Here is a 4,201-nt window from a genome sequence, read left to right as displayed (position 1 = left end):
TCACTTGTTAGGCATTTTTACTCATAAACTCCGTAACTTGGTGTTTTAATTTTTCAAAAAATCTTATTATTATTTTAAAATAAAAGTCCATAAACTCGAAACTAATTTCAATTATAGAACCAAGACTTCCTTTTAAGTGAGCAATATTTAACCGTTGAAGTTTTTCAGTTAACATTCCATTATTATGTACAATTTCATTGCGGACTTTATATAAAATATTAATATTATCTAACTCTTCTTTTACTTCGCCTATATTGAAATTTTCCACAACAGTTAAATATTCAATGCATTTATTTATTTTAGAGGTTCGCGGTTTACTCTGTTTATTGAGATCTAGCTTTTTTCCTGAACAAGAAGATGTAAGCAGGCAAAGTTTGTACAAAGCATTTTCAACTAAAGAAGATGCTGTAATCACTACAGATTGTCTATGCAAAAATTCATACTTTATAACCGTTTCGATGTAATCATAGCTGAAGTTTTCACCGATATCTTGATGCTCAGATTCAGGTGCCTTACTAAGATTAGACTTTAGATTTAAATCTAATTCATTTGCACGTTCAGTCCAAACTTCCTCAATGGTTTCAGAGAACCTTTTGAGGCGATTAGTTTCATTTATATAGTTATGACAAAAGAAAAGTAATCCATTTTCAAAGAAATCCATCACACCCTCCTTGATGCCTAACGCCTTGCTAAGAGGCAAAAAATAGTTGGTTATAATGTTTGAGGAACGAAAAACAACCAACTGTTTTTTGTCCTTTTGAGCAACTTGTTATGCGCTTGGTAGCGGAAACAACAAACCACCCAATTTATATAAAGTTTCGTGGAAACAAAACAATGAGCAAAAAACTACTCAGTGTTACACACCAAACCGTGAATTTTGAGCCAATTAAATGAAGCAACTTTAATAACCAAAACAAGTTTGGCGAAAAACTATTTAGCCAAAAGCTGAAACAGATCTATTTTCACGTAAGTTACCAAGATAAAGAAAAAGCAACAAGCGCTAAAATTGTTTGAAAACACATAAAGATAAAAACAATTTCACCTTAATTTAAACTGACGCATAACGCCTCATTCAGAGGCAAATAATATGTTGGCTAAAATAAGCGACGAAGGAGCAAAAGCCAACTGTTATTTGTCCTGCTGAAATGACTTGTTATATGCCATTTTGCTTACGATAGGTTGTATAAGTTTTTAAAGCAAAAACTACAGCTACAAATAATAAAATTGCAGGTATTGAATATAGAATCCATGACAGCTTTTCAAGAGCAGCCATTATTGGACGACCTTCAGCGTCAGCTACAATTGAATCTACCCACGCATAGGCTTTGTAAGATAAGAATATTAAAGATAATGTAACAACTGTTCCTACCTGCCAAATATAACCAGTAAGTTCAAAAAGTTGTTCAACTAACTCTTCTAGAATTGAGTTTCTACGAGCCATGAGTTCTCCTTGGCATATAACGCCCACATTAAGGGGCTTTTTATTAGTTTGCTAAAATGTGTAGCGAAGCGGAACCGAGCAAACTGTAAAAAGTCCCGCTTGAATTGCTTGTTATATATACATTTACGCCTGACTAGACTGCTTTAAATTATTGAGTAAAACAAGACTTAAAGCAATTATTGGAATATTAGTTGTGACCGGGTTGAATGCTTCGATTAATAACTGAGGTTGCAAAACAGCGACAAATAATAATAAACCAATTAACCCTACAATATTTAAAACTAAAACTAGCTTTAAGCGATAAAAGACAAAGAACACAACACCAAAGATGACCTCGCCGATACCTGCTGACTGAGTTATTAAATCAGAGATTTCATTTGAAAACCCTAAACTTGCTGTCATGAGCTTTTCCATAGGTGCTATGTGGAGCAACTTTGGGAATATTCCATGATAAATCCAGCTAAAACTAACAATAAAGCGTGCGATTTGAACTGATGACAACTAAAGACTTCCTTGTATATATAACGCCACAATAAGCGGCTAATTGCAGTTGGCTAAAATAGTGAGGCACGAACGGCAGCCAACTGTAATTTGTCCGTTTGATTGCCTTGTTAGTTGGTTGATAGTTAAACACATTTAACTCACCAACAACTCTGAAATTTAATGGTGCAAGTAAGAACTAAAAAGCACAGCACAACTTGCCGCTAACCGTGAATTTGAGCCTTAACACTTTTGCTAATTGAATTCACAAACCGAGTTAGGCGAAAACAGTTTACCAAAAAATATTGAACGCGTTAGTGACAAAAAAGTTAACCACATAAAAGAACAGAAACAAGCGCAGTTTATGCGAGATAACCACCCTATTTACACAAAATTATTCTTGAACAAGTTGTGCCAACTAACGCCTCATTAAGAGGCAAAAAGTAGTTTGCTAAAATGTTGAGGCACGAAACAGCAAACTGTTTTTTGTCCTGCTTTAATGCCTTGTTAGGTGTTTGAACTGATTAGAGTTTATGCCACCTAAACTTACCAAACCACAATAAAGTAATTGGCAAAGTCTTGCACGAAATTTTGCAGTAAAAACTGAGAAATTAGCGCACCAAAAAGTTAAATAAACTGCTTTGCTCAATTTTACGCAACACCGCGAAACAATAATATACGCGCGATAATTAAAAAGCTAAATTACGGTTTAGGATGCGTGATTGATGCGCAAAACGTGAATCAAAAAATAAACCTTAAGCAAATTACCCAAAACACCTAACGCTACACTAAGCGGAAAATAACAGTTTGGCTATACTGCGCGAGGTACGAGCCGCGGCCAACTGTTATTTTTCCGATTAAGTGCCTTGTTAGCAGCTGCCTGTTGCAAGCACCGCAGCCGCTAAAAATATTAAAATAAATTGGTGGTAGAAAGTACTTAAAAACACATGTACCACTTTGCCACCAAACCGTAATGGATAGACATTAACAAAAAATGCCAACCAATGAAAAATAAAAAATACGAAGCCACAAAAAAGGAAGGAAACAAACACCAATCCTTTGATGTGAAGTGCAAAACTTACCACAAATTCAACTTGAACAAAGTGGTGCCTGCTAACGCCCTGTTAACAGGCAAAAAATTGTTGGCTAAAATAAGCGACGAAGGAGCAAAAGCCAACTGTTTTTTGTCCTTGTTTAACAGCTTGTTAAGTTACGAGTTGCCGAATTTTTTCAGCTTTGTTGCAAAGTAATAATAATATGCCGACATAAAAATAGCTGATAAAACAACATCAATAAGCGTAGTTGTAATAACCTCAGGATCACTTGAATCTATGAAGAAATAATATACGAAAGAAACAATTATTACTAAAACGATAAAACGCATAGTAATAGGTAGACCTAGAGTGATAAACCGTAAAATAAAATCATTCCCGTCGGCTTCCTCGTTAATTTTATAACAGTACAATATACCAATAATAGTTATAGCTGTTACAACAACACTATCAATGGCGTCAAATACAACGTACTCAAAATCAAAATACAATAGAGGGTCTGTAGCCAATACCATCAAAATTGAATAAGTTAAAAAGTACTTCAACTGTTCTTTCTGGGATAAACCGTTTGTTTTTAATTCTTCAATTAGAGGTGATACTTTCCAAATATGCATAACTTTCCTTAGTAACTTAACGCCGCATTAAGCGGAAAATTATAGTTGGCTAAAATGTTTGAGGAACGAAAAACAGCCAACTGTAAATTTTCCGTTTGAATGCCTTGTTATATGGCTAATCGCCACCACACCCGCCATCTCCACCGCCACCATCGCCAATACCTGAACCTTGCGAGTACATAAGTAAAGAGTCAAAGTTAAAGCGAGGCCAATTACTAAAACACTTTTTTGAAACCTCTAAACGTAAAGATGAATAGCTCAAAGACGAGGCTAAATTTTGTGTTTGCTCTTCATAAGAGCTTTGAGAACAAAACATTGCATAGGCATATTCAATATTGTGAGGATATTTAAACTTATTGTTAAAAACATCAGTAACTTCATCGATAGAATATGAACTTTGTTTATCAAATGCTTTGATTAATGCTTTAGGCATTACTCTGGCAATTTTAGTTATAGAGTTTTTTTTGAATAAAAAGCTGAACATCCCACCAAACTCCCTTTGCCATATAACGCTTTGCTAAGAGGCTAAAATGGTTGGACTGACTTTTGCGGTTCTTTGCAAAAAGCGGGCAAACTGTTTTAGTCCTTTTAAGCAACTTGTTAGGCATTTTTCC

The 4,201-nt window shown here is 34.8% G+C and carries 5 protein-coding genes; all 5 read right to left on the bottom strand.

Going from position 1 to position 4,201, the window contains the following annotated elements; all coding sequences use genetic code 11:
* Window positions 1-7 precede the first annotated feature (7 nt).
* The 5 genes from KO502_RS00590 to KO502_RS00570 all read right to left on the bottom strand — a co-directional run bounded on the left by KO502_RS00590 (window position 8) and on the right by KO502_RS00570 (window position 4,071).
* Window positions 8-661 carry a hypothetical protein gene (locus KO502_RS00590; RefSeq protein WP_216020617.1) on the bottom strand — a complete coding sequence of 218 codons (654 nt, stop codon included), beginning with the start codon at window positions 659-661 and terminating at the stop codon, window positions 8-10.
* 492 nt (window positions 662-1,153) lie between these two features.
* Window positions 1,154-1,441: a hypothetical protein gene (locus KO502_RS00585; protein ID WP_216020616.1), complete on the bottom strand. Its 288-nt coding sequence runs from the start codon at window positions 1,439-1,441 to the stop codon at window positions 1,154-1,156.
* A 123-nt stretch (window positions 1,442-1,564) separates the two neighbouring features.
* Complete coding sequence (locus KO502_RS00580; protein WP_216020615.1) at window positions 1,565-1,942, bottom strand: DoxX-like family protein; 378 nt, start codon at window positions 1,940-1,942, stop codon at window positions 1,565-1,567.
* A gap of 1,189 nt (window positions 1,943-3,131) precedes the next feature.
* Window positions 3,132-3,587 (bottom strand): hypothetical protein, encoded by a 456-nt coding sequence (locus tag KO502_RS00575; RefSeq protein ID WP_216020614.1) that lies wholly within the window; start codon window positions 3,585-3,587, stop codon window positions 3,132-3,134.
* Between the two features lie 115 nt (window positions 3,588-3,702).
* Window positions 3,703-4,071, bottom strand: coding sequence for a DUF6559 family protein (locus KO502_RS00570; RefSeq protein ID WP_354668290.1), 369 nt, complete (start codon window positions 4,069-4,071; stop codon window positions 3,703-3,705).
* Window positions 4,072-4,201: the final 130 nt, after the last annotated feature.

Origin of the sequence: Colwellia sp. E2M01, from assembly GCF_018860585.1 — a bacterium.
In the GTDB taxonomy this organism is placed as follows: Bacteria; Pseudomonadota; Gammaproteobacteria; order Enterobacterales; family Alteromonadaceae; genus Colwellia.
The sequence above is the reverse complement of the archived record's forward strand: the minus strand, read 5'-3'. Positions and strand labels throughout refer to the sequence as shown.